The sequence below is a fragment of the Enterobacter sp. 6722112 genome, from assembly GCF_058661685.1.
In genome coordinates this window covers 2,800,116-2,823,219 of record NZ_JBZWGR010000007.1, presented here as the reverse complement: position 1 = coordinate 2,823,219, position 23,104 = coordinate 2,800,116, and the positions used below count along the sequence as shown (strand labels likewise).

The following is a 23,104-nucleotide window of genomic DNA, read 5'->3' as shown; positions in this document are numbered from 1 at the left end:
TTTCCTGGTCGGGTAAGCGAGAGCGCCACCCGACTTATTATTAACGAACTACCGCTTGTCCTACCGTCTCATCCGCCTTCCATACGCGATATTTCACATCCACGTTTTCCGGCGTGTATACGACGATCGGCAGCTTGCTGTTATAGCGCAGCAGACTGTTATCACCCAGATACGCGGTAATAAATTTCTTCTCTTTCTTGCCGTCCGGGCACGCCATCATGGTGGAGACTGGCGAGGTTACTTTGTCGAAGACATAGTAGTCATAGCCCCAGCCTTCCAGCGTTTTGCTTTCCAGCTGGCCGCCCAGGCGATGCTGGTTGCAATCCACTTCCAGCGTCTGGCCGATTAACAGCTCAACTTTGAAATTTGCTTCATCCTGCTGAGCCGGGAGCTGAATAACCTGGCGCTTCATCCCTTTGTCCGCTTGCGGATACGGAGCAACTTTTTCCAGCGGCTGCTCTTTCCGGGTTTCGCTGGCGAAAGCACTGGTGCTGGCGCACGCAGCGGCGATGAGGGCGATGGCAAATTTAGGTGCGTTTTTCACTGTCATTCCTTTTTGTTAAAACGATCCTGGAAAGACTAACATATAGTACGTGAATAGTTGGCGCAATTTACTCATATTTTCATTTTAAATGGAGTAATACACTGCTTTTATGTTTATTTATTGGTGTTTAATGCTGTGTTGGAGTCGATGCGGCAATCGTGTTATTTTACGCGTTAATTATTGTTATTCATCTGTAAAGGGAGGGGAGATGGTACGGGAAAAACTGAAGACACCTGAAGGCCGCAAGTTCCTGCTGGCGTTACTGGTTGTGTTTATGATTGCTGCTGCATGCGTGGGGCGAGCAACCATTGTCGGTGTGATTGAGCAGTACAACATCCCGCTCTCTGCCTGGACAACCAGCATGTTTGTCCTGCAATCGGCGATGATCTTTGTTTACAGCCTGGTGTTCACCGTCCTGCTGGCGATTCCGCTGGGGATTTTCTTTCTCGGTGGGCGTGAAAAACACTAAGCATTGCGCATGCGGAGACAGGCAATAAAAAACCAGCCATAAGCGGCTGGTTTTTTTGTGTAGTTTTGGTCGGCACGAGAGGATTTGAACCTCCGACCCCCGACACCCCATGACGGTGCGCTACCAGGCTGCGCTACGTGCCGACGCATAAAAGGAATACTACTCGATTCCTTTTTGAATGCAAGGGGCAAGCAACGCTAACTGATTCATAAATAATCAGTTAGCGATAAAGCGCTTCTCGTCTGTCAGCACCTGCAACAGCAAACTGAGCTGCGGCTTCTGGTCTTTCAGCTTCTCACCTTCGAGGTTATACGTCTGGTAATTGCCATTGCTGTTCAGCACCAGGGACAACGTTGGCGTGGTCACCACCAGCGTGTTTCCGCCAGCAGCCGTGACCCAGTTATGACGCCGCGTGGCGCTAAAGAGGTCTTGTCCCTGCGAGTACTCAATTGCCGGTGTGCTGACGTGCAGCAGCCGTTGCATTAACGTGGTCATGACGTCTTTATGGTCGGTGAGCATGTTGATGCGCTGCGCGGGAGTGCCCGGCCAGTGGATCACAAGGGGAACATGCAGGTTCGGACGCGACCACTCCATGCCCTTCGCCTCGTCGCCGAGCGGCACGCCATGCCCCGCCGTGATAATCACGACCGTATTATCCAGCTTGCCCGCGTCGCGCAGGGCGGTCAGCACGCGGCCGATCTGCGCATCGACATCGCCCGCCGCACGGCTATAGCGGCGCGCGAAGCCTTTCTGATTGCTGTCATCAAGCGTTGTGCCGTTTAACGCAACCCAGGAGAACCAGCGGTTATCTTCCTGCGCATAGCGCTTCAGCCAGTCTATCCACTGGTCAGCGGTCCGATCGTCAGACTGGCTCTGCGCGGCGGGCAGTGAGAAATCAGACAGCAGCGCCTGGCGGTACAGCGAGCTGTTGAAACCATCAGAGGCGAACAGCCCCAGCTGGTAGCCCTGCTGATTAAGCCCGGTAACCAATGCCGCCGGAATACGGGCCGACAGCACGCCGTCCATATAGCTCGGTGAAATGCCGTAGAACAGGCCGAAAATACCCGCGTCGGTCGAATTACCGGAGCTCATATGCTGAGTGAATACGATGTTGTTCTCAGCGAATTCAGCCAGCGCTGGCATCTGCTTCTCATAGCGGGAATAGTTCAGGCCATCGACGGTAATCAGCAGCACGTTCTGACCGCGGCCCATGTCGCGATATTTCAGATCGCTCAGGGGATACTGCACGCTGACCGCTTCCGGATTACCCTGTTCGACCAGACGACGCTGATACTCCTGCGCGTCCAGCAGGCCGTGTTTTTCGAGGAAACGACGCGCCGTCATCGGATAGGAGAGCGGCAGATTTGCGCGCTGCATGGTAATCGGGCGGTAGAAGTTCGCATCTGCCCAGATATACATCAGGTGCGAACCGATAAATGAGGCGAAAAAGAGCGCCGCGACGGGCTTCGCATAATGGCGGCGTCGGGTCAGACTGCGGAGTTTTTGCCAGCTCCACGTGGCGAACAGCATTTCGATCAGCAGGATAATCGGCACGCTGATAAACATCAGCTGCCAGTCGCGCGCGGTCTCGTTCTGATCCGGGTTAATCACCAGCTCCCAGACAACAGGATTCAGGTGCAGGTGGAAGCGGGTAAAGACTTCGCTGTCGATCAGCAACAGCGTCATGCCCGCCGTCGCAAGAATGGCGGACAGGAAGCGCATCAGCCGCTGCGACATGACGATAAACGTCAGTGGGAACAGGATCAGCAGATAGGTGGCGAAGACCAGAAAGCTAAAGTGACCAACAAGGCTCATCCACGAGTAGATGCGCCCGGTTAACGTGGTTGGCCAGTCCGCCACAAACAGATAACGGCAGCCGAGCACCATCGCCAACAGAATGTTGAACAGGGCAAACCAGTGCCCCCAGCTGACCATCTGGGAGACTTTTTCACGGTAGCGCTGACGATTCGTCACCATAAACTGTTGTTCGTTTCCCTTAGTGTGCCTGGTCGTCGCTAACGGAGGACTGCAAAGCCTGGGCGAAAGATTTGGCGATCGCCTGACGCTGAGCCGGAGCAACGCTGGTATTGATCAGGTTGGTAACCATATTTCCCAAAACCATCAGGGAGAGATCGGTTGGCGTTTTATGTTTTTCCAGTACGTTGACCAGCTCACTGAGCAATTGTTCAACGTGTTCGTCACTGTAGCGGGAATGTTGTGGCATAAATCAAAATCAGTTTGTTGAGAGAAGGGCGACATATTACCGTAGCAACAGCTTTTTTTCCCCTTTTTTATCTTCTGTTGCACACATGCGTTGGTGGTGGTTGAATACCGCCCGGTCTAAAAGGAGAGTTTATCATGAGTCTGGAAATCAACCAGATTGCCTTGCACCAGCTTATCAAGCGTGATGAGCAAACCCTTGAAGTGGTGCTGCGCGATTCGTTACTGGAACCAACGCCTACCGTTGTCGAGATGATGGCGGAGTTGCATCGCGTCTACAGCGCGAAAAATAAAGCCTATGGCTTGTTCAGCGAAGAGAGCGAACTGGCGGATAGCCTGCGCCTGCAACGTCAGGGCGAAGAGGATTTCCTGGCATTCAGCCGCGCTGCTACTGGCCGTCTGCGTGACGAGCTGGCGAAATATCCCTTCGCCGATGGCGGTATCGTCCTGTTCTGCCACTACCGCTATCTGGCGGTAGAGTATCTGCTGGTCACCGTGCTGAATAACTTAAGCAGTATGCGCGTGAACGAGCAGCTGGATATCAGCTCAACGCACTACCTGGATATCAACCATGCGGATATTGTGGCGCGTATCGATTTAACCGAATGGGAAACCAACCCGGAATCAACGCGCTATCTGACCTTCCTTAAAGGCCGCGTGGGCCGCAAAGTGGCGGATTTCTTTATGGACTTCCTCGGCGCCAGCGAAGGGCTGAATGCCAAAGCGCAGAACAAAGGTCTCCTCCAGGCGGTGGATGACTTTACGGCTGAGGCGCAGCTTGATAAATCTGAGCGTCAGACCGTGCGTCAGCAGGTTTACAGCTACTGCAACGAGCAGCTACAGGCTGGAGAAGAGATTGAGCTGGAGTCGCTGTCCAAAGAGCTGGCAGGCGTCAGCGAAGTCAGCTTCCAGGAATTTACTGCGGAAAAAGGCTATGAGCTGGAAGAGAGCTTCCCGGCGGATCGCAGTACGCTGCGTCAGCTGACGAAATTTGCCGGTAGCGGCGGTGGGTTAACCATTAACTTTGATGCCATGCTGCTCGGGGAACGTATCTTCTGGGACCCGGCCACCGACACGCTGACCATTAAAGGCACACCGCCGAATCTGCGCGACCAGCTTCAGCGTCGCACTTCAGGCGGTAAGTAACAGCCATAAAAAAACCCCGCAAACGCGGGGTTTTTCTCGACAGGTTTGCGATTACGCGCGAACGAAGTCGATGTGAGTCAGTTTTGGCTTGAACGCGTGACGCTGAACAGCCTGAACTTTCACTTTTTCTTCTTTACCGTCAACAACGATGGTCAGAACTTCGCTGTAGAATTCAGCTTTGTTCTGCATGTTCCATACTTTGTCGTGATCCAGTTCAATAGCAACTGGAGCAGCTTCGCCACCGTAAACGATAGCCGGGAACTTGTTTGCGGTACGCAGGCGGCGGCTCGCACCCTTACCCTGCACGTTACGTACTTCTGCTTCGATAGTGAACATTGATTTCTCTCTGTATTTAAAACCTTACTACAGGCGACCCAGCAGCAGGTGAGTGTTCTGCCTCACGGATGTGAAGCGGGCGGCATTTTATACTCAAATGGCTCGCGCATCAACGAAAAGTCCCGTTAACCGCGCAATTCGTTTGCCCGGCGAAAGCGTCCTTCATAGTCAAAGACCTTCTCACGCACCTGCCAGAACTGCCCTTTTTTACGGGCGACAACAAAATCAGGATGGCGCAGTAACGCCTGCTGGCGCACGATATCGGCCACGGTTATCCAGCGCAGCGGCACGCCAGGCGTGCGGGTATGCGGGCGGATAAAGAGCTGCTCGAACGCGGTGCGCTGGGCGGGCGTCTGGACCCGGAACCGCTCGCTGACGTCTGCGCCATCCTCGTCGTAGTAGGTAATTTTTAGCCACTCGCCTTTTTCATCCGCGCCGGGCTGTAAGGCCATGCCGGAACAGCGCAGCACCAGCGCATCTTTCAGCTTCAGCGCCGCTTTCAGCATGTCGTCCGGGTCGACCAGGACCGTGTCGCACTCCCGACAGCGGCGGGCGGCAATGTCGTTTTCGGCATTGCACTGCGGGCAGTTTTTGAAGCGGAAGCGGAAATCACACTGTTCGCGATGGCCTTCATCGTCTTCAAACCAGCCCTGACAGCGGCGGCCAAAATGTTCGATCAGCGTGCCGTCGGCGGTGGTTTTCCCCCAGAAGGTGTTGGCAAACCCGCAGGCAGGGCAAAAAACCTGAACGGGCACGTTGTCGCTCTTGCCTTTTGGCGTGCCGACTTCCGGCGAATAGAGATCGTGCGGGTTACCGGCGTAATCAAGGATCAGACAGTCGGTTTTGCCCGGCGCCAGACGCAGCCCGCGGCCAACAATCTGCTGATACAGGCTGACGGATTCCGTCGGGCGAAGAATCGCAATCAGGTCGACGTGCGGGGCGTCAAAGCCGGTGGTTAGTACGGAGACATTCACCAGATAGCGGAACCGCTGAGCTTTGAAGTCCTCAATCAGGCTGTCGCGCTCCGGGCCGGGGGTTTCACCGGTAATTAACGCCGCGTCGTCGGCGGGCAGCAGCCCCGTAATTTCGCGCGCGTGTTCGACAGTGGCAGCAAAAATCATCACCCCTTTGCGCGTTTGTGCGAACTCTTCAATCTGGCTGATGATATGCGGCGTGATCCGCTTCTGTTTATTCAGCTCATGGTTAAGATCTGCCTCGCTGAACAGCCCGTTGCTCTGCGCCTGTAAGCGGCTGAAATCGTACTGCACGACGGGCATATCCAGCCGCTCCGGCGGCGTCAGGTAGCCATGCTTGATCATGTAGCGCAGCGGAAGCTCATAGATACAGTCGCGGAACAGGGCCTTTTCATCGCCACGCACCATGCCGTGATAATGAAACTGATAAATCCAGCCCTTGCCCAGACGAAACGGCGTGGCGGTGAGGCCAAGCAGACGGAGGTGAGGATTCACCTTTTTCAAATGAGTGAGGATTTGCTGATACTGGCTGTCGTCGTCATCGCTGATGCGGTGACACTCATCGACAATCAGCAGGGAAAACTCGCTGCGAAACAGTTCCAGGTTGCGCGCAACGGATTGTACGCTGCCAAACACCACTTTTCCGTGGCTCTCTTTGCGCTTCAGTCCGGCGGCAAAAATGTCGGCCTCCAGGCCGAGCGCGCAATATTTGGCGTGGTTTTGCGCCACCAGCTCTTTGACGTGCGCCAGCACCAGCACGCGTCCGCGGGCCAGGCGCGCCAGTTCGGCAATCACCAGGCTTTTACCGGCTCCGGTCGGGAGAACGATGGCGGCGGGCTCCCGATGCTTGCGAAACCAGGCGAGGGTGGCATCAACGGCTTCCTGCTGATAGGGGCGTAATGTGAACGTCATGGCTTCTCTATTCAGTTAACTCGCATATAGTATGCCACGAAACTTTTTCCCTTGAGTGGCGCAACCAGACCATTATACTGAACTGTTTCTGACTGCTTCTTTTTCGGACGCGTAGTCCGACTTCCAGCACCATTAAGGCTAAAAAGATTTCATGCGACTTGATAAGTTTATCGCTCAGCAACTCGGCGTAAGCCGCGCTATTGCCGGGCGTGAAATTCGCGCCAGCCGCGTAACCGTGGACGGCGACATTGTGAAAGACAGCGCTTTTAAACTCCAGCCTGAGCACCAGGTGGAGTATGACGGCAACCCGCTGACCCAGCAGAATGGCCCGCGCTACTTCATGCTCAACAAACCGGAAGGTTACGTCTGTTCAACGGACGATCCGGATCACCCGACGGTGCTCTATTTCCTCGACGAACCTGTGGCGCACAAGCTGCATGCGGCAGGGCGACTGGATATCGATACTACCGGCCTGGTGCTGATGACCGATGACGGCCAGTGGTCGCACCGCATCACCTCCCCGCGCCATCACTGTGAGAAAACCTATCGGGTGATGCTTGAGTCTCCGGTCTCGGATGACACGGCAGAGCAATTCGCGAAAGGCGTTCAGCTGCATAATGAGAAGGATCTGACCAAACCGGCGGTGCTGGAAATCCTCACCCCCACGGACGTCCGTCTGACCATCAGTGAAGGCCGCTACCATCAGGTTAAGCGGATGTTTGCCGCCGTGGGCAACCACGTTGTGGGGCTGCATCGTGAACGTATCGGCGCGATTGAACTCGATCCAGACCTGGCCCCAGGGGAATATCGCCCGCTGACGGAAGAAGAGATTGCCAGCGTCGGGCTGCCTTCACGCTAAATTCAGGAGAACCCTGTGACCACCAGGCCACACTCGTCGTTTAAAATTGTATTTATCCTTGGCCTGCTGGCCATGCTGATGCCGCTGTCTATCGATATGTATCTGCCCGCGCTGCCGGTGATTTCCGCTCAGTTTGGCGTACCGGCAGGCAGCGCGCAGATGACGCTCAGCACCTACATTCTTGGTTTTGCCCTCGGTCAGCTCTTTTATGGACCAATGGCCGACAGCCTGGGGCGTAAACCGGTTATCCTGGGCGGGACATTGATATTTGCCGCGGCGGCGGTGGCCTGCGCGCTGGCGCAGAGTATCGATCAGCTGATTGTGATGCGCTTCTTCCATGGCCTGGCGGCGGCTGCGGCAAGCGTGGTGATTAACGCGCTGATGCGCGACGTCTACCCGAAGGAAGAGTTCTCACGCATGATGTCGTTCGTCATGCTGGTCACGACAATTGCGCCGCTGGTCGCCCCCATGGTGGGCGGGGCGGTCCTGGTGTGGTTCAGCTGGCATGCGATTTTCTGGATCCTGGCGATTGCCGCGCTGCTGGCCTCGGTGATGATCTTCGTCTTTATCGATGAAACGCTGCCGGTCGAGCGACGTCAGAAGTTCCACATTCGCACCACGCTTGGCAACTTTGCCTCGCTGTTTCGCCATAAGCGTGTGCTCAGCTATATGCTGGCCAGCGGCTTCAGCTTTGCCGGAATGTTCTCGTTCCTGAGCGCGGGGCCGTTTGTGTACATCGAACTGAACCATGTGTCACCCCAGCATTTTGGTTACTACTTCGCGCTGAATATTGTGTTCCTGTTTGTGATGACCATTATCAACAGCCGCTTTGTCCGGCGGGTTGGGGCGCTGAATATGTTCCGCGCCGGGCTGTGGATCCAGTTCGTGATGGCTATCTGGCTGGTATTGAGCGCGTTGCTGGGCGTCGGTTTCTGGGCGCTGGTGGTGGGCGTGGCGGCGTTTGTCGGCTGCGTGTCGATGGTTTCATCCAACGCGATGGCGGTGATCCTCGACGAATTTCCGCATATGGCGGGCACCGCCTCGTCGCTGGCAGGAACGTTCCGTTTCGGAATTGGCGCGATAGTCGGGGCGCTGCTCTCGACGGCGACGTTTAATACCGCCTGGCCGATGCTGTGGGCGATTGCCCTCTGCGCGACCTGCTCCATACTCTTCTATCTTTACGCCAGCCGGCCGCGAAAGACGGCGCATAAATGACCACTTAAGGCCCGTGACGGGCCTTTTTGTTGACCCATATCAACCAACCCTCCGTTCGTTTACCCTGTGTTTGTTTCTTTTATGTAAAATCTATTTATGTAAAAAGTCACATCATTGTATTTAAAAAGGTTGAGTTAGATCGCAGAAACGGGTACATATAGCGCCGACGCGAGCCTGCAACGCCTATAAAATCCGCTAAACAGTGCAGGTTGGCGATGATGTGTTACTATAAATGTAAATAAATTGTGAAGTAAATTTGCTTCCGGGGATCTGAACGTGAATACATTACAACTCTCCATTGTCCATCGCTTGCCCCAGAGCTATCGCTGGTCGACGGGTTTTGCAGGTTCGAAAGTTGAACCGATTCCGCAAAGCGTTGCCGGGGAGGATAATTGTCTGGTGGCCCTCAAACTGCTCAGCCCGAGCGATGAAAATGCGTGGCCGGTCATGGAACGTCTCAGCCAGGCGCTGACGGACATCGAAGTGGACAGCTCCGTGCTGGAATGCGAAGGTGAGCCGTGCCTGTTTGTTAACAGCCAGGATGAGTTTGCCGCCACCTGTCGTCTGAAAAACTTCGGCGTGGCCATTGCCGAGCCGTTCTCCGGTCAATATCCTTTCTGAGTGCTAGTCAGCGGACAATAGCTGGCGTGTGTAATCCTGCGTCGGCGCGGTGAATACGCGCTGGCACTCTCCCTGCTCAACGACTTCTCCCTGCCGCAATACCACCACCTGATGGCAAAGCGCACGCACCACCTGTAAATCGTGGCTGATAAAGATATAGGCCAGCCGATGCTTTTCCTGTAGCCCCTTCAGCAGCGCCAGAATTTGCGCCTGCACGGTGCGGTCCAGGGAAGAGGTTGGCTCGTCCAGCACGATCAGCTCCGGTTTCAGGATCAGCGCGCGGGCAATCGCTATACGCTGGCGCTGTCCGCCGGAAAACTCAGCCGGATACCGGTGCCGGGTCTCGGGATCTAAACCCACTTCCGCCATCACCCGCATCACGTCGATTTCACGCTGTTGCGCCGTCATTGTCGGCTGGTGGACGCGCAGGCCCTCTTCAATAATCTGTAATACGCTCAGGCGCGGGTTAAGCGAAGAGTTTGGATCCTGAAATACCACCTGCATCCGCGGACGCACGGGAAGCATCATCCGGCGATTCAGGTTTTGCAGCGGCATGCCGTCAAAAACAATGCTTCCCTGAGAGGCGATCAGGCGCAGCAGCGCCAGGCCGGTGGTGCTTTTGCCTGAACCGGACTCGCCCACAAGCCCAAGCGATTCGCCTGGACGCAGAGCGAAGCTCATGTCTTTCAGAACATGATTGTGATCGACCACGCGACGCAAAATGCCTTTGCGGATCGGGAATGACACCGACAGCCCCTCAACCCTCAGCAACGGCGCGCTGTCAGCGTTAAGCGGAACCGGGTCGCCAGCGGGTTCGCTATCGAGCAGGCGCTGTGTATACGGGTGCTGAGGCGCGCTCAGCAGGGCGGATGCCCGGTTCTGTTCCACGCAGCGGCCGTTTTGCATCACGGCCACCGTGTCAGCGAGCTTTTTCACGATGCTCAGGTTGTGCGTAATAAACAGCAGGCTCATGTTCAGCTCGTCGCGCAGTTCGCGCAGCAGTTGCAGAATTTGTGCCTGTACCGTGACGTCCAGCGCGGTAGTAGGTTCATCGGCAATCAGCAGTTCGGGGCGCGTGAGCAGGGCCATTGCAATCATCACGCGCTGGCGCTCGCCGCCGGAAAGCTGGTGCGGGAAATCGTTCAGCCGTTTCGCCGCATTACGGATACCGGTGCGTTCAAGGCAGTCCAGAATTTCACCCCGCGCTGCCTCTTTACGCATTCCCCGATGAAGTGACAGCACTTCATAGAGCTGTTTTTCCAGGGTATGCAGTGGGTTGAGCGACACCATCGGCTCCTGAAAAATCATGGCGATGTTGTTGCCACGAATGCCGCGCAGGGTTTGCTCGTCAGCGTTCAGCAGCGATTGTCCATGGAACAGAATATCCCCCTGCGGATAGCTGACCGGCGGGGAAGGGAGCAGGCGCAGCACCGACAGCGCCGAAACGCTCTTACCGGAGCCGGATTCCCCGACCAGCGCCAGCGTCTCTCCGCGCTGGATCTGCAACGATAAATCCGTCACCACCGTGCGTGATTCGCCCTGTTTTGAAAACGCAATCGACAGATTCTCTATGCTCAGAAGAGGCCGGGTCATGTCATACCGCCTTGTTGGGATCGAAGGCATCGCGCACGGCTTCGCCAATAAAAATCAGCAGGGAAAGCAGCACCGCCACGGAGAGGAATGCGGCGATGCCCAGCCAGGGGGCCTGGAGATTGTTTTTGCCCTGCAACAGCAGTTCGCCAAGGGACGGTGAGCCCAGCGGCAAACCGAAACCAAGAAAATCAAGCGACGTCAGGGTGGTGATGGAGCTGCACAAAATAAACGGCAGGAAGGTAAGGGTCGCCACCACCGCATTGGGAAGCATGTGGCGGAAGATGATTGCGCCATCGCTCACGCCTAACGCCTGCGCGGCGCGAATATAGTCGTAATTCCGCGTACGCAGAAACTCCGCGCGTACCACGCCGACCAGCGCCATCCAGCCGAACAGGACGGTGATCCCGAGCAGCCACCAGAAGCCAGGCTGTACCACGCTGGACAGCAGGATAATCAGAAACAGCGTCGGCATACCGGACCAGACTTCAATCACGCGCTGTCCCCATAAATCTATTTTACCCCCGTAATAGCCCTGCACGGCGCCCGCCACAACGCCCATTACGCTGCTAAAGAGCGTCAGCAGCAGCCCAAACAGGAGCGAGATGCGGGTGCCATAGAGAATGCGCGCCAGCACATCGCCGCCGTTGGCGTCCGTTCCCAGCCAGTTTTGCGCGGAAGGCGGCGAAGGGAAGGGGGTGGACGTGGCGAAGTTAATACTGTTCGCGCCAAAACGAATCGGCGCCCAGATAGCCCAGCCATGCTGCGCTATCTGTTCACGTAACCAGGGATCCTGGTACTCGGCTGGCGTCGCAAACGGGCCGCCAAAATCGCTTTCGCTGTAGGTAGTCAGCACCGGCACATACCAGCGGTCTTTGAAATGCACCAGCAGGGGTTTATCGTTGGCAATCAGTTCCGAACACATACTTAAGGCGAACAGGACGGCGAAGATCCACAGCGACCAGTAGCCGCGACGGTTGTGGCGAAAACGCGCCCAGCGGGCCTGATTGACGGGGCTTAAACGCGACATCAGCGGCCCTCAAAATCGATACGGGGATCGACCAGCGTATAGCTGATATCGCTGATGATGTTCAGCAGCAGGCCGATCAGGGTGAAAATGTAGAGCGTGCCAAACATCACCGGATAATCACGGGAGACGGTGGCCTCATAGCCCAGCAGCCCTAATCCGTTGAGCGAGAACATCACCTCTATCAGCAGCGAGCCGGTAAAAAACATACTGATGAACGTGGCGGGGAAACCGGCAATCACCAGCAGCATGGCGTTACGAAAAACGTGCTTCCACATGATCTGCTTTTCACCGACACCCTTGGCGCGCGCGGTGACGACGTACTGTTTGCGGATCTCATCAAGAAAGGCGTTTTTGGTCAGCATCGTAAGCGCCGCAAAACCGCCGATGACCGTCGCCAGCACCGGAAGCGTGATGTGCCAGAAGTAATCGGTGATTTTCTGATACCACGGCAGGGTGCTGAAATCCGCAGAGACCAGCCCGCGCAGCGGGAAGAGGTCGAAATAACTGCCGCCGGCGAAAAAGACAATCAGCAGCACGGCAAACAGAAACGCCGGGATAGCGTAGCCGATGATAATGAATGTGCTGCTCCAGATATCAAAACGGCTACCGTTGTAGACCGCTTTTCGGATCCCCAGCGGAATGGAGACCAGATAAATAATCAGCGTCCCCCACAGTCCGAGCGTGATGGAAACCGGCAGGCTTTGTTTGATCAGGGTTAACACCGAGGCGCTGCGAAACAGGCTGTCGCCAAAATCGAAACGGACATAATCCCAGAGCATCCTGAAATAACGCTCGTGCAGCGGCTTGTCAAAACCATAGCGATGGGTGATCTCGGCGATCACCTCCGGATCCAGTCCGCGACCGCCCCGGTAGTGGCTTTCGCTGATGTTGCCCACGCCCGTCCGGGCATGGCTGGCCCCCATTCCTTCACCGCCGCCGCCCGGCATGCCGCCAGCGTGACCAAATTCTATTGCCGCAATTGCCTGGTCCACCGGACCGCCGGGGGCGATCTGGACGATAAAAAAGTTAATGGTAATGATGGCCCACAGCGTCGGGATCACTAACAGCAGCCGGCGGATAAGATAAGCGCCCATCGTCACTCCTTAACGCCGCTCTGCGGGCAGTTTTGCGGCTTTATTCACGTCATACCACCAGGTGTCAAAGCCGAGGGTGTAGACCGGGCGAACGGCAGGCAGGGAGAATTTATCCCAGCGGGCCACGCGATCTTCGCCCATATACCACATCGGCAGCATGTAATAGTTCCAGGTTAAGACCCGATCGAGCGCGCGGCCAAGCGGCAGAAGCTTGTTCTTATCGCCCTGAGCGGCGACAATTTTTGCAATCAGCGCATCTATCACCGGGCTCTTTACGCCCGGGGCGTTGTAGGAGGAGTCGATATAACCCGATGCCCAGGAGATTTGCAGATCTGAACTCGGCCACGGCTGCGCGGCCCACAGGGTCTGCATCATGTCGTAATCGCGACTGCGCTTGCGGTTGGTTAACTGGGCCATATCGACCTGGCGGATATTCATGGTGACGCCAAGCCGGGCAAGGTTCTTCTTAAATGGCAGCACCCACTGATCGTTTGCGCCGGAGGCAATCAGCAGTTCGAAGCTGAGCGGTTTACCGGTTTGCACATTAACCCGTTGCCGATTTTTCAGCACCCAGCCAGCATCATCCAGCAGGTTGCTGGCTTTCAGCAGGTTGTCCCGGTCGAACCCGTTTCCGTCGGATTTGGGCGGTTCAAATACGCGGGTGAACACCTCCGGCGGGAGCTCCGCTTTCATTGGCGCCAGCAAAACCAGCTCGTCCGCGTGGGGATAATCACGGGCGGCATATTCAGTATTCTGGAAATAGCTGTTCGCCCGGCTGTAGGCTCCGTAAAACAGCGCTTTGTTCATCCATTCGAAATCAAACGCCAGGGTAATGGCTTCACGCACCCGACGATCGGAAAAAACCGGGCGCTGAATATTAAACGCCAGCCAGCGCGTGTCCTGCGCGGATTCGTTTTTGTGTTCGTCTTTAACGATATAGCCTTTCGCGAAATTTTTTCCGATATAGCGGGTCGCCCAATTTTTGGCGCTGTTCTCGACACGTAAATCAAACGCGCCCGCCTTAAATGCCTCGAAGGCCACGTTATCATCCAGGTAGTAGTCGTAGCGGATTGTATCGAAGTTCCAGCGGCCCCGGTTTACCGGCAGCGTGGCTGCCCAGTAATCTTTCACCCGGGAATAGATCACGTACTGGCCCATTCGCCAGTCGGTAATGCGATACGGCCCTCCGGCCAGCGGCGGGGTAGAGAGGGGATCGCTCAGCTTATGATTTTTCCAGAAGGATTCGGGCATGACGGGCAGGGAGAACAGGCTCAGCATATTCTCTTTGTTCGGCTCAGGGAGTTCGATTCGCACGGTCAGCGGGGCGATGGCTTTCACCGTGGTGCCCTTGTACACCAGACGAAACTGCGGCACGCCTTCGGTCATAAATTTATGAAAGGTGAATGCCACGTCACGGGCGCTAACCGGCGTACCGTCGTGAAAACGCGCCCGCGGATTAATCGCGATTTCTGCCCAGCTGAAATCATCGGCGTAACGCACGTTCTCAGCAACCAGGGGATAATAGCTGCCGGGCTCGTCGTCGGAGGTGACGAACAGCGTGTCATAGAGGGATTCGGTACGCGCTGCCGCCACGCCGCGAAGGGCAAAGCGGTTAAAGTTGTCAAACGTTCCCGTGGCGGAAAGCGTCACGTTTCCGCCTTTCGGGGCGGCGGGGTTAACGTAATCGTAGTGGTTAAAGTTAACCGCGTACTTCGGCTCGCCAATGACGGCAAAGGCCGTGCTCTCTTTGATGGTCTGCGCCTGGCTCGACAGGCTCACCAGCGCCAATAGCGTCAACACAACGCGCATAATCATAGTGCGGCGGATCCCTTTGTTCACAGGCAGGCTCGGTTGAACAGAATAATAAGGGACAGCGCCGTGATTGTGAAATTATTCCCCGAGCGTGATGTCGGGTTGCCACGTCCTGAACTGCTCCAGCGGCATCGGGCGGCCGATCCAGTAGCCCTGAAGATAGTTCACGCCATGCTCGCGCAGCCACGCCGCCTGCTCCGGCGTTTCAACACCCTCGGCAACGGTTAACATATTCAGGCGTTCTGCCAGCGTCAGCACCGCGTCAAGCACTGGCGAGGTGACGGTTTCAGTCCCGATGGCATTCACGAAGCCACGGTCAATTTTCAGGTAATCCATCGTAAAGCGTTCCAGATAGATCAGCGCGCTGTGGCCGGTGCCAAAATCATCGATGGCAATTTCAAAACCTTCTTCGTGCAGCCATTCGAACAGCTGATTAGCCTCGCGGTGGTTGATCATATCGCGCTCGGTTATTTCCAGCACAATCTGGAAGTGATCGGGTGGAAGGGCGGCGGCAAATGCGCGCATATCCTCTTTAAAGCTTTCCGCATGCAGATGCCCGGGCGCGATGTTGATCCCAAACTTGGCCCCAGGCGGGAGCACCGTTTGCAGGACAGGGGCATCGCGGATAATCAGGTCAAAAAGATGCAGCGTCAGTGGGACAATCAGCTTCTGCGCTTCAGCGAAATTAATAAAGGCATCCGGTGGAATTTCTCCCATCACCGGATGCTTCCAGCGCATCAGGACTTCCAGCCCGGTCATTTTGAGCGACTGCGCATCCACGACGGGTTGATAGACCACGTAAAACTGGTCGCGTTTGATGGCCGTTAGGATCTCTTTCCCCGGATTAAGACGGATAGTAAGAATATAGAAATTCAACAGGCCCGCCGCGATACCGCAGACCAGGCCGAAAAACAGGGCGTACAGCACTTCATCGGTCGTCCAGGCTTCCGCATAAACATGGATGGTCAGAGGCACATTTTTCAGCGTGGCGGTACGGACCGGGATATCAGGCAAATCACGCGCAGAGACCAGCGTTCCGGAATGGGTTGATAACGCATAATCGCCAATAATGATGGAAATACCGGCAAACTCATCCTGTCTTGAGGTGTAGAGGAGATAAGGAGTCAGGTTAAGATTAACGGAGGTAAATACACCGCCGTCCTTCACCAGTGGGTTGCGATACCAGATGGCAATCGCGGGCTTGTCCGGCATCATGGGGGTGCCCGGCAGGAGCGCCATATCAACCTGTTTATTGATGTGCAGTTCAGGAATAAGCGCTTCCAGAGGGACATTCATCGGGCCGGTGGCGGAAGAGCAGTAGGCGTTTTTATCCCTGACCAGCAAAAAGGCGCGCACGTTGATGCTAAAGGCCGCCCGGGAGGTCAGGGCGGCACTCACTTCCTCGCAGCTGTTTAGCGTGAGTGGCTGGAGTGTATCAATCGACATTTTGAGCTCATCGAAATAGCTCTCCATGTAGACGCTTAAATCGGTAATAAGGGTATCGAATCTGACGTCTCGCTTGTGGTAACTCCAGTAAAACTGTAATGCTCCCAGGAGCAGGGCAGTGAATAACCCCGTAAGGAAACTGAGAAACAGAATCTTGCGGTTGCTGGAGAAGTAGCGGGTAAACATAGATGTCGTGATTCCTGAAATGCCGCTGGATAGTTATCAGTGTAACGGGCAAAAAAAAACACTGCCGGAGCAGTGCTTTTTTTATCGTATCGCCAGCCAAGGGATAACCAACGATACGACAGCAATATTAACTACGGCTCAGAACGCGGCGAGCTTCGTTGTAGCGCTTCTTCCAGTAAGGTTCGTTCATGCTGGAAATCGTCACACCACTGCTGGTGGAAGCATGGACAAACTGATCGTTACCGATATAGATGCCAACGTGTCGACCGGTTGAACCCGCTCTGAACAGGACTAAATCGCCCGTGCGCAGTTTAGTGCGCGAAATGGATTTGCCCATTTCCTGCTGTTCATAAGTAGAACGCGGAAGGTCTAACCCAAACTGCTCACGGAACGTACGCTGTACGAACGCGGAACAATCGATGCCTTTCTTGGTGCTGCCGCCCAGACGGTAACGCACGCCTTTCCAGTCAGCATACTGATCCATAATACGCGACTTAACGTCGAGATTACGTACCATATTTTCAAATTCATCCTGAGAGGCTTGCAGTGAAGAGGAATCTTCCATTCCCACAACACGCGTCTCAGGATGCATATTCTTCGCGGTGTTCGTCGTACTACATGCCGAAAGCAGAACCGCCACTGCAATCGCCGGGATCCCCCGCAAGATATATCTCAAGATTGGTTGAGATTTGACCATTTTGTTTGTTTTCCCTTGAAGTCCTTAACGAAAATATCGTTATAAAAATGCCAACCGTGACGAGACTAATAATCTGTTCACAATGAGACAATTCTTTATGGTGAAAACTGTGGCTCAACGCACAAAATTATTCACCATGATAATAATTATCTCAGTGGGGCAAAACGAGTTCGAGGTTAACCGATTGCACGGGGTATTGCGAGCAAAAAAGTCCGTTTTTTTATAAGAAAATGTGATACACAAAGTTACAGCGCGGAATTGCTCAAAATGCCGCCATTCATATCGGTAATCCCTGCAATTACTTCATTTTTATCACGAATTGTATGACGGGGTGATGACAGCGTTGAATGACGCCGAAAAGAAGTGACGCAGGGATCGAAAACGATCCCTGATGAATGGTGTTAATTTTCGTTATTTATTTGTTTCCAGCTTGTTTAAATTTGCCAGGAAGATAGCGATCAAAAATGCCTATTATGCGATCGCTCAGTGGGGTCATCAGCACCCACGGTAAACCAATTAACACCGCCGTGAGGGAGCCTACGGCGATATCTGTCAGCCAGTGAGCGCCAATCATCACCCGCGGGAATGCAAATACCACCACAATAACCAGGGCGATGGTGAAGGCTTTTTTACCAAAATAGCGCAGCATGAAGCCTGCAAAAATCAGCAGCATCATACCGTGGTCGCCCGGGAAACTGTCCTTCGAGGCATCTTTGGTTGGAATATGAAGCAGCTCGCTGACGCGGTTAATATTCGGGAAAAAGAGCGAAGGACTGGCGCGTTTAACCGGCATCAGATGCTGCGCCAGCTGGTTGATAATCACGGCCGTCAGCAGCATCACCAGGCCGATAATCAGAATACGGCGACGACCCGTTTTGTCTTCCTTCAGCCAGAAGGAGAGCATCAGACAGCCCATTGCCAGCAGCGAACAGCCGTCAAACGCGCGGTTGTTGGTGATCGCCACCAGCCACAGGAAGGCTTCACTCTTCGCCAGCGCCTGGTTAAAGAAGTGGAACAGCCCGGAATCCAGCGGGAACCAGAAACCGTGATCCGCCGGGATATACCAGGAGAAAAAGATCGCCAGGCCGGCAGCGTTGAGCAATAAAATAGCAGGAAGTCGAGTCGTCATAGTCTTCAGCAATGTGTGAAATCAGGGGCAACGTTAGCCGCCCAAACTTAAACGAAGCTTCAACAGGCTTGACTGGAGGGCATTCCAGTCGGTATTAACCGCACTAATTAACTCTATCCGGCTGTCGGGTGGCGCGACGTTCTGGGTTTCAATAAAGAAATCCTCGCCCTGACGGTTAATGCGCACCAGACCATCCGGAGTGCGCATGATCCCTTTTACCCGCTCAACCGGCGCGAGTCTCGCCCATTCCAGTATACCAATGGTGTCGAAAACCGTATCGGCATCGAAGATCCACCCGCAGGCCTGGTGCCCCTGGCCGCTATTCAGGTTGCGACGCCAGCGCTGATGCTCCGGCAGGCTCAGTGCAGCCAGGCCTTGCTTCGCGCCGTGGCTATGCGAATGCTCAGCGCTGGCAGGCAGTTGCGTCTGGTTGAGGCGGGGAAGGTCGAGCAGGGCGCCATCAATGTTGCCCTGGGTCGTCTGCACATAGTGACGTCCACCGCCAGCCTGCTGCCACCAGGACTGGAACGCGGCCTGACTCTCAGCCGTCGCGCGATCGGATTTATTCGCCACGATAATATCTGCCGAGGCGAGCTGGTCGCGGAAATTGTCATTATTGATCGCTTTTTCATCCAGCAGCTGGCGGGGGTCGAGCAGGCAAAGCGTCGCACGCAGCTCAAGCCACGGCTCGTATACCGGGGCCGTCAGTAAATCAAGGATTTGCTTAGGATGACCCAGCCCGGTGGGCTCAATCAGCAGACGGTCCGGCTTGCCCTGACGCAGCAGCGTATTCAGCCCGACCTGCATCGGCAGACCATTCACGCAGCACATACACCCGCCCGGGATCTCTTTCACCATCGCGCCGCTGTCGGCGAGCAACGCGCCGTCGATCCCCACTTCGCCAAATTCGTTGACCAGCACGGCCCACTTTTCCGCCGGGTCTTTATTGGCCAGCAAATGCAGAATGGACGTAGTTTTACCGCTGCCGAGAAAACCGGTGATCAGGTTGGTTTTGGTCACGTGCGCTCCGATAAATAATTGTGATGTAGTAACAACTATCTATCATCCTGACGAAAAAATCGGGCATTGAGAAGAGGGAGGGCGAACGGAGCACAAAACCGTTCGCCTTAAACGCAATAATCGCTAAATTTTTAACGTTTCGATAACGGCCTGGCGCGCGCCGAGCCGGACGAGGCGCTGGTACGCGCTGGTGATTGCCTCGACAAAGACAGAGTTTTGCGGCAGGTCGTCGCCAAAGATTTCATTTAGCGTCAGCAGGGCGCTAACGCGTTCTGCGTCGCTGCTGGTAGCGACAATGGCCTGAAACTTGTCGCTCAGCGGATCGCGTACGTCAATGGCGTTGCCCTGTTCGTCCGTACCGCTGACGTAGCGCATCCAGCCCGCCACCCCCAGCGCCAGTAATGGCCAGGCGGTGTTACGCTCAAGATGCACGCGGATCCCATCCAGCATGCGCTGAGGCAGCTTCTGGCTGCCGTCCATGGCGATTTGCCATGTACGATGCTGTAGGGCCGGGTTGGCGAAGCGGTCAAGCAGGCTGTCAGCATAGGCTGTCAGATCAACGTTGGTGATGCGCAGCGTAGGGGCCTGCTCATTCAGCATCAGCCTGCGGGCCGCCTCGCGGAAACTGTCGTCCTGCATACATTCATTTATGTGCGCGTAGCCGGCAAGGTAGCCCAGATACGCGAGGAAGGAGTGACTGCCGTTCAGCATCCGCAGCTTCATCTGCTCCCAGGGCAGGACATCCTCAACCATCTGTACGCCTGCCACCTCCCACTCCGGACGCCCGGCGACAAAGTTATCTTCCACTACCCACTGAATGAACGGTTCACAGCTGATGGCGCAGGGATCTTCAACGCCAAGTTCCTGGGCGATTTCCGCGAGTGAGACGTCGGTGGCGGCGGGCACGATTCGGTCGACCATGGTACCAGGGAAGCTCACGTGCGCCTCGATCCATGCGGCCAGCTCTGCGGAACGCTTTCCGGCCATGCCGAGAACGGCATTTTTCACCACATGGCCGTTGTCGGGAATATTGTCGCAGGAGAGCACGGTAAACGCCGGCAGGCTCCGCTCGCGGCGGCGATGAAGGGCTTCAACCAGAATACCCGGTGCGGAATGCGGCTCAGACGGGTGCTCAAGATCGTGCAGGATGCGGCTGTTCCGCATATCCAGTTTTCCCGTCGCCGGATCGATACAGTAGCCTTTTTCGGTAATGGTGAGGGAGACAATTGCCACCTGCGGTTCGCAGAATTTCTCAATAATGGCTGCCAGCGAGTCGAGTTTGGCGTTCAGGCACTCTTTTACCGCACCGATAATAATGGGCTGATTGCCTTCGGCACCTTTCTCCAGCACGGTAAACAGATGATCCTGCGCCCGGAGCTGGCCCATAAGGACATCGCCGCTAAAGAGGCTAATCTCACGAATTCCCCAGTCGCCTCCTTTGGCATTCAGTACCCGGTTTGTTAACAACGCCTGATGCGCCCGGTGGAACGCGCCAAAACCGAAATGGACGATGCGGGAGCGTAACTGCTCGCGATCGTAGCGGGGCTGCTGGACATGAGCAGGAAGCGCGGTGGAGGCAATAGTCTTCATGTAATACACACCTGATTAACCATTAATTAACAATGCCAGTGTAAAGTTATATGACAACAAATTAAATTGGTAAGCCGTAAATATCCCTGTTATGTGAGTTTGATCAATCAATGCCGCGTGCTGTATTGACCACTTCGATTAAACATGTATGGTAGTCGTCATTGAAGTAACACATATTGGTATAACAACTTGAGAGGGTGGGGCAATGGAACAAACCTGGCGTTGGTACGGGCCGAACGATCCGGTTTCTCTTGATGATGTGCGTCAGGCTGGCGCAACGGGTGTAGTCACGGCGCTGCATCATATTCCGAACGGTCAGGTGTGGCCGGTAGAGGAAATCCAAAAGCGTCAGGCTCAGCTGGCAGAGAAGGGGTTAACCTGGTCTGTTGTGGAAAGTATTCCGGTTCACGAAGATATCAAAACCCACTCCGGTGAGTGTGATACCTGGATTGCGAATTATCAGCAGAGCATTCGTAACCTGGCAGCCTGTGGTATTGATACCGTCTGCTACAACTTTATGCCGATCCTGGACTGGACGCGTACCGACCTGGAATATGAAATGGCCGATGGTTCGAAGGCGCTGCGTTTCGATCAAATCGCTTTTGCGGCTTTCGAACTGCACATTCTGAAGCGTCCGGGGGCGGAAGCAGACTACACCGCCGAAGAGCAGCAGCAGGCGCTGGCGTGGTTCAATGCCGCCGGTGAAGCGGACATTGAGAAGCTGGTTCGCAATATCATCGCGGGCCTGCCCGGTGCGGAAGAGGGTTATACCCTCGATCAGTTCCGCGCGCGCCTGGCGGAATATGGCGATATCGATAAAAACCAGCTGCGTGAAAACATGGCGCACTTCCTGCGCGCTATCGTGCCGGTGGCAGAAGAAGTCGGCGTGCGGCTGGCGGTTCATCCGGACGATCCACCGCGTCCTATTCTTGGCCTGCCGCGTATCGTGTCGACCATTGAAGATATGCAGTGGCTGAAAGAGACGGTGGACAGCATCTACAACGGCTTTACCATGTGTACGGGCTCGTATGGCGTGCGGGCGGATAACGATCTGGTGCGGATGATCGAAACCTTCGGCGATCGCATTCATTTCACCCACCTGCGTGCAACCTGCCGTGAAGAGAACCCGAAAACCTTCCACGAAGCAGCCCATCTTGGCGGCGACGTGAACATGGTTGCGGTGGTGGATGCCATTCTCTCTGAAGAGGTACGTCGTAAGCAGGCGGGGGATGTGCGTCCTATCCCGTTCCGTCCGGATCACGGGCACCAGATGCTGGACGATCTGCGCAAGAAAACGAATCCAGGGTATTCGGCGATTGGCCGTCTGAAAGGGATGGCGGAAGTGCGCGGTATCGAGCTGGCGTTGAAAATGACGAAGTATCCTGAACTGCTGTAAAGTTTGTTGCCGGGTGGCGGCTGCGCCTTACCCGGCCTACAAAAACACAAAAACCGGCATCAGAGCCGGTTTTTTGTAGGCCCGGTAAGCGTAGCGCCACCGGGCGAAAAGCAGGATCAGTCAGCACGACCCATATAGCGTTTTTCTTCGATATGGATACGGATTTTCTCGCCCGCTGACAGGTACTCTGGCACCTGTACGACCAGACCGGTAGTCAGGGTAGCCGGTTTGTTACGCGCACTTGCAGACGCGCCTTTGATGCCCGGCGCCGTTTCAACAATTTCCAGATCAACGGTCTGCGGCAGCTCCAGCGCCAGCAGCACGCCATCCCAGGTCAGCACCTGCATGTCCGGCATCCCACCCTCTGGAATAAACAGCAGCTCTTCTTCGATCTGATCTTTGGTGAAGATATACGGGGTGTAATCTTCTTTATCCATGAACACGTATTCGTTGCCGTCGATGTAGGAGAAATCAACGTAGCGACGGGTGAGGGTCACGGTATCAACGATATCGTCGCCTTTAAAACGTTCTTCCACTTTCAGGCCGGTGCGGACATCGGAGAAACGCATTTTGTACAGCGTTGCTGCGCCACGGGCGCTGGGTGCCTGAATGTCGATATCTTTCACAATCAGCAGTTTGCCGTTGTAATTCAGTACCATACCTTTCTTAATTTCGTTCGCTCTTGGCATTGCAGTAATCCTGTTTACGGGAGGTAAAAAATATCGCGCCAAATTACTCGCGCGCGGCCTTTCAGGCAAGCGGAATTCGTGGGTTTTGCTATCAATACATAAAAGGTGTTACTGTGCGCGCAATGCCCG

At 55.2% G+C, this 23,104-nt stretch carries 21 protein-coding genes and 1 tRNA gene; 6 read left to right on the top strand and 16 right to left on the bottom strand.

Annotation, left to right across the window (positions count from 1 at the left end; translation table 11 throughout):
* Positions 1-40: 40 nt before the first annotated feature.
* Positions 41-550 (bottom strand): serine protease inhibitor ecotin, encoded by a 510-nt coding sequence (gene eco / locus AC4OVU_RS14940; RefSeq protein WP_015572295.1) that lies wholly within the window; start codon positions 548-550, stop codon positions 41-43.
* A 202-nt stretch (positions 551-752) separates the two neighbouring features.
* Between eco and AC4OVU_RS14935 the strand changes: the two genes are divergently transcribed.
* Positions 753-1,013 (top strand): DUF2534 family protein, encoded by a 261-nt coding sequence (locus tag AC4OVU_RS14935; RefSeq protein WP_006811332.1) that lies wholly within the window; start codon positions 753-755, stop codon positions 1,011-1,013.
* A 66-nt stretch (positions 1,014-1,079) separates the two neighbouring features.
* On the opposite strand, the gene AC4OVU_RS14930 is transcribed toward AC4OVU_RS14935, so the two are convergent.
* The 3 genes from AC4OVU_RS14930 to AC4OVU_RS14920 form a co-directional block, all read right to left on the bottom strand.
* A tRNA-Pro gene (locus AC4OVU_RS14930) sits at positions 1,080-1,156 on the bottom strand.
* Between the two features lie 73 nt (positions 1,157-1,229).
* The gene (gene yejM, locus AC4OVU_RS14925) at positions 1,230-2,990 is read right to left on the bottom strand and encodes an LPS biosynthesis-modulating metalloenzyme YejM (RefSeq protein ID WP_491928734.1); all 1,761 of its coding nucleotides are present in this window, start codon (positions 2,988-2,990) and stop codon (positions 1,230-1,232) included.
* A gap of 19 nt (positions 2,991-3,009) precedes the next feature.
* Positions 3,010-3,237: a YejL family protein gene (locus AC4OVU_RS14920; protein WP_001135586.1), complete on the bottom strand. Its 228-nt coding sequence runs from the start codon at positions 3,235-3,237 to the stop codon at positions 3,010-3,012.
* A gap of 134 nt (positions 3,238-3,371) precedes the next feature.
* Between AC4OVU_RS14920 and yejK the strand changes: the two genes are divergently transcribed.
* Complete coding sequence (gene yejK / locus AC4OVU_RS14915) at positions 3,372-4,379, top strand: nucleoid-associated protein YejK (protein ID WP_017693031.1); 1,008 nt, start codon at positions 3,372-3,374, stop codon at positions 4,377-4,379.
* 51 nt (positions 4,380-4,430) lie between these two features.
* Here yejK and rplY read toward each other — a convergent pair whose 3' ends face one another.
* Positions 4,431-4,715, bottom strand: a complete 285-nt coding sequence (gene rplY, locus AC4OVU_RS14910; RefSeq protein ID WP_015572298.1) for a 50S ribosomal protein L25 — start codon at positions 4,713-4,715, stop codon at positions 4,431-4,433.
* Between the two features lie 125 nt (positions 4,716-4,840).
* Positions 4,841-6,601: a DNA repair helicase RadD gene (gene radD, locus AC4OVU_RS14905; protein ID WP_110292790.1), complete on the bottom strand. Its 1,761-nt coding sequence runs from the start codon at positions 6,599-6,601 to the stop codon at positions 4,841-4,843.
* Positions 6,602-6,752: 151 nt separating this feature from the next.
* On the opposite strand from radD, the gene rsuA reads away from it, so the two are divergent.
* From rsuA to AC4OVU_RS14890, 3 genes are all read left to right on the top strand, one after another.
* A complete protein-coding gene (gene rsuA / locus AC4OVU_RS14900; RefSeq protein WP_017383401.1) occupies positions 6,753-7,460 on the top strand; it encodes a 16S rRNA pseudouridine(516) synthase RsuA in 708 nt (235 codons plus the stop codon).
* 15 nt (positions 7,461-7,475) lie between these two features.
* Complete coding sequence (locus AC4OVU_RS14895) at positions 7,476-8,675, top strand: Bcr/CflA family multidrug efflux MFS transporter (protein ID WP_017383400.1); 1,200 nt, start codon at positions 7,476-7,478, stop codon at positions 8,673-8,675.
* A 276-nt stretch (positions 8,676-8,951) separates the two neighbouring features.
* Entirely contained in the window at positions 8,952-9,296 is a 345-nt protein-coding gene (locus tag AC4OVU_RS14890; RefSeq protein ID WP_003859372.1) for a YejG family protein, read from the top strand.
* A gap of 3 nt (positions 9,297-9,299) precedes the next feature.
* Here AC4OVU_RS14890 and yejF read toward each other — a convergent pair whose 3' ends face one another.
* The 9 genes from yejF to AC4OVU_RS14845 all read right to left on the bottom strand — a co-directional run bounded on the left by yejF (position 9,300) and on the right by AC4OVU_RS14845 (position 20,890).
* Positions 9,300-10,889, bottom strand: coding sequence for a microcin C ABC transporter ATP-binding protein YejF (gene yejF / locus AC4OVU_RS14885; RefSeq protein WP_017383398.1), 1,590 nt, complete (start codon positions 10,887-10,889; stop codon positions 9,300-9,302).
* Between the two features lies 1 nt (position 10,890).
* Positions 10,891-11,916, bottom strand: coding sequence for a microcin C ABC transporter permease (locus AC4OVU_RS14880; RefSeq protein WP_015572302.1), 1,026 nt, complete (start codon positions 11,914-11,916; stop codon positions 10,891-10,893).
* Positions 11,916-13,010: a microcin C ABC transporter permease YejB gene (locus AC4OVU_RS14875; protein WP_003859369.1), complete on the bottom strand. Its 1,095-nt coding sequence runs from the start codon at positions 13,008-13,010 to the stop codon at positions 11,916-11,918. Before AC4OVU_RS14875 ends, AC4OVU_RS14880 begins: the two co-directional genes overlap by 1 nt.
* A 9-nt stretch (positions 13,011-13,019) precedes the next feature.
* Complete coding sequence (locus AC4OVU_RS14870) at positions 13,020-14,825, bottom strand: extracellular solute-binding protein (protein ID WP_017383396.1); 1,806 nt, start codon at positions 14,823-14,825, stop codon at positions 13,020-13,022.
* A 75-nt stretch (positions 14,826-14,900) separates the two neighbouring features.
* Entirely contained in the window at positions 14,901-16,454 is a 1,554-nt protein-coding gene (locus tag AC4OVU_RS14865; protein WP_045327800.1) for a cyclic di-GMP phosphodiesterase, read from the bottom strand.
* Positions 16,455-16,581: 127 nt separating this feature from the next.
* The gene (gene mepS / locus AC4OVU_RS14860) at positions 16,582-17,151 is read right to left on the bottom strand and encodes a bifunctional murein DD-endopeptidase/murein LD-carboxypeptidase (RefSeq protein ID WP_003859364.1); all 570 of its coding nucleotides are present in this window, start codon (positions 17,149-17,151) and stop codon (positions 16,582-16,584) included.
* 415 nt (positions 17,152-17,566) lie between these two features.
* Entirely contained in the window at positions 17,567-18,280 is a 714-nt protein-coding gene (locus AC4OVU_RS14855; protein WP_017693036.1) for a phosphatase PAP2 family protein, read from the bottom strand.
* A 33-nt stretch (positions 18,281-18,313) separates the two neighbouring features.
* Positions 18,314-19,300, bottom strand: a complete 987-nt coding sequence (locus tag AC4OVU_RS14850) for a CobW family GTP-binding protein (protein ID WP_110292791.1) — start codon at positions 19,298-19,300, stop codon at positions 18,314-18,316.
* Positions 19,301-19,423: 123 nt separating this feature from the next.
* Positions 19,424-20,890: a mannitol dehydrogenase family protein gene (locus AC4OVU_RS14845; protein ID WP_491928733.1), complete on the bottom strand. Its 1,467-nt coding sequence runs from the start codon at positions 20,888-20,890 to the stop codon at positions 19,424-19,426.
* 205 nt (positions 20,891-21,095) lie between these two features.
* Between AC4OVU_RS14845 and uxuA the strand changes: the two genes are divergently transcribed.
* On the top strand, positions 21,096-22,286 hold the full coding sequence (gene uxuA / locus AC4OVU_RS14840; protein ID WP_017383391.1) for a mannonate dehydratase: 1,191 nt from the start codon (positions 21,096-21,098) through the stop codon (positions 22,284-22,286).
* Positions 22,287-22,402: 116 nt separating this feature from the next.
* Here the strand turns inward: uxuA and yeiP are convergent, their stop codons facing one another.
* Positions 22,403-22,975: an elongation factor P-like protein YeiP gene (gene yeiP, locus AC4OVU_RS14835; protein WP_003859355.1), complete on the bottom strand. Its 573-nt coding sequence runs from the start codon at positions 22,973-22,975 to the stop codon at positions 22,403-22,405.
* Positions 22,976-23,104: the final 129 nt, after the last annotated feature.

Coding starts and splice junctions, on each gene's coding strand:
- AC4OVU_RS14855 (WP_017693036.1), bottom strand. CDS start 18,280: ATGACGACTCGACTTCCTGCTATTTTATTGCTCAACGCTGCCGGCCTG.
- mepS (WP_003859364.1), bottom strand. CDS start 17,151: ATGGTCAAATCTCAACCAATCTTGAGATATATCTTGCGGGGGATCCCG.
- AC4OVU_RS14880 (WP_015572302.1), bottom strand. CDS start 11,916: ATGTCGCGTTTAAGCCCCGTCAATCAGGCCCGCTGGGCGCGTTTTCGC.
- yeiP (WP_003859355.1), bottom strand. CDS start 22,975: ATGCCAAGAGCGAACGAAATTAAGAAAGGTATGGTACTGAATTACAAC.
- radD (WP_110292790.1), bottom strand. CDS start 6,601: ATGACGTTCACATTACGCCCCTATCAGCAGGAAGCCGTTGATGCCACC.
- uxuA (WP_017383391.1), top strand. CDS start 21,096: ATGGAACAAACCTGGCGTTGGTACGGGCCGAACGATCCGGTTTCTCTT.
- AC4OVU_RS14865 (WP_045327800.1), bottom strand. CDS start 16,454: ATGTTTACCCGCTACTTCTCCAGCAACCGCAAGATTCTGTTTCTCAGT.
- AC4OVU_RS14845 (WP_491928733.1), bottom strand. CDS start 20,890: ATGAAGACTATTGCCTCCACCGCGCTTCCTGCTCATGTCCAGCAGCCC.
- rplY (WP_015572298.1), bottom strand. CDS start 4,715: ATGTTCACTATCGAAGCAGAAGTACGTAACGTGCAGGGTAAGGGTGCG.
- AC4OVU_RS14870 (WP_017383396.1), bottom strand. CDS start 14,825: ATGATTATGCGCGTTGTGTTGACGCTATTGGCGCTGGTGAGCCTGTCG.
- AC4OVU_RS14935 (WP_006811332.1), top strand. CDS start 753: ATGGTACGGGAAAAACTGAAGACACCTGAAGGCCGCAAGTTCCTGCTG.
- yejK (WP_017693031.1), top strand. CDS start 3,372: ATGAGTCTGGAAATCAACCAGATTGCCTTGCACCAGCTTATCAAGCGT.
- rsuA (WP_017383401.1), top strand. CDS start 6,753: ATGCGACTTGATAAGTTTATCGCTCAGCAACTCGGCGTAAGCCGCGCT.
- eco (WP_015572295.1), bottom strand. CDS start 550: ATGACAGTGAAAAACGCACCTAAATTTGCCATCGCCCTCATCGCCGCT.
- AC4OVU_RS14875 (WP_003859369.1), bottom strand. CDS start 13,010: ATGGGCGCTTATCTTATCCGCCGGCTGCTGTTAGTGATCCCGACGCTG.
- yejM (WP_491928734.1), bottom strand. CDS start 2,990: ATGGTGACGAATCGTCAGCGCTACCGTGAAAAAGTCTCCCAGATGGTC.
- AC4OVU_RS14920 (WP_001135586.1), bottom strand. CDS start 3,237: ATGCCACAACATTCCCGCTACAGTGACGAACACGTTGAACAATTGCTC.
- yejF (WP_017383398.1), bottom strand. CDS start 10,889: ATGACCCGGCCTCTTCTGAGCATAGAGAATCTGTCGATTGCGTTTTCA.